We start from the raw sequence: 1,289 nt of genomic DNA, 5'->3' as shown, positions 1-1,289 counted from the left end.
TATTGATGAGACTTGATTTTATACCAGAATATAAGGTTCCCTTTTTGGTATGTTGAAATATGCTGATATGAATACATGTTTCTGGTTATTCAGTATTGAACTTACCACTCATGGACCCTCCGCCTTCTGTATAGCAGCGGTACATAGGTAACACTTGTAACGGGACATGGGTAACAATTTTAATTATAAAAAAGTGCAGTAAAATTTACTGCACACTCTCACCTAGTTTAACTTTTTTAATAAAGTTATCCATAAAAAACACAGCAAACTCATCTGATTTATCGGTTTCTTTGATTGCTATATATTCTCCATTAAATCCTTTCCCAGCTCTAAAACGCTCTCCTCTAAAACAGAACATACCATTGCTACTATGTACCTTTTTTACAATCCCATCCTCATATTCAAAAGGAATTGGATTTTCTGAAAATCGCTTAGAACTCACATGATATTTATGGCTGGGAGTTCTACCATTAAGTGCTTCGTGAGGTCTTTCATAATTGTATTTATGCCGCCAAGCGTTAAAGACATCTTGTATTTCTTTTTTCTTATAACTTCTTTGATGAAGTACTTCTAGCTTTAAAGTACGATGAAATCGTTCATCTTTTCCATTAGTTTGTGGGTGAAATGGGGCTGAATGTGTGATTTTGATACCGAGCTTCATAAGCCATATTTGTAGCGAGGTATAGCTTGTTAAATCGGCGCTACCCCAAGGATTGCCATTATCAACATTGATATGATTGGGTAACCCAAACTCATGGAAAATATTAGTTAAATGTCCTTTAACAATACTTGAAGTCTCACTATCACAAGCAACTAACGAAATTGAAAACCTGGAACAATCATCCAAAATGGTGAGTGGATAACACCGTTTATCCTCTGTCATGAAGCTTCCTTTGAAATCCATTTGCCATAAATCGTTGGGTTGCTCACGTTCAAATCTTAATGTTGCAGGCTTTGATTTATTACTGGTTATGACGTGGCAATCATGTCTTTTAAGTACTCTGGCAAAGGTAGTGTGGGACGGTACGTCAGACAGATGTTTAACGTACAACAAATAGTCTCTTAGCTTCCGGGGTCCCCAATAGGGATTTTCTTCATGTAATCTAACAATACGCTCTTCCATTTCAGATGAGATTTTATGTGGTTGTATGACAGGGGCTTTGCTACGATTGCTCAATGCGGAAAAACCTCCTAAACGGTATCGAGATAACCATTTGTAGGCCGTTTTTCGACTAACGTTAAAGGATTTGCAGAGTTCACTGACATTGGCATTAGGTAGTAATAATTGT

The 1,289-nt window shown here is 36.9% G+C and carries 1 protein-coding gene; it reads right to left on the bottom strand.

From position 1 onward, the window contains the following. Nucleotides 1–205: 205 nt before the first annotated feature. Nucleotides 206–1,289 (bottom strand): IS481 family transposase (locus Lqua_RS18445; RefSeq protein WP_169792352.1); only part of this gene is annotated, 1,084 nt, incomplete at its 5' end.

Origin of the sequence: Legionella quateirensis (assembly GCF_001467955.1) — a bacterium.
Lineage (GTDB): Bacteria > Pseudomonadota > Gammaproteobacteria > Legionellales > Legionellaceae > Legionella > Legionella quateirensis.
Note: the sequence above shows the minus strand (reverse complement) of the source record. Positions and strands in the feature narration are given on the sequence as shown.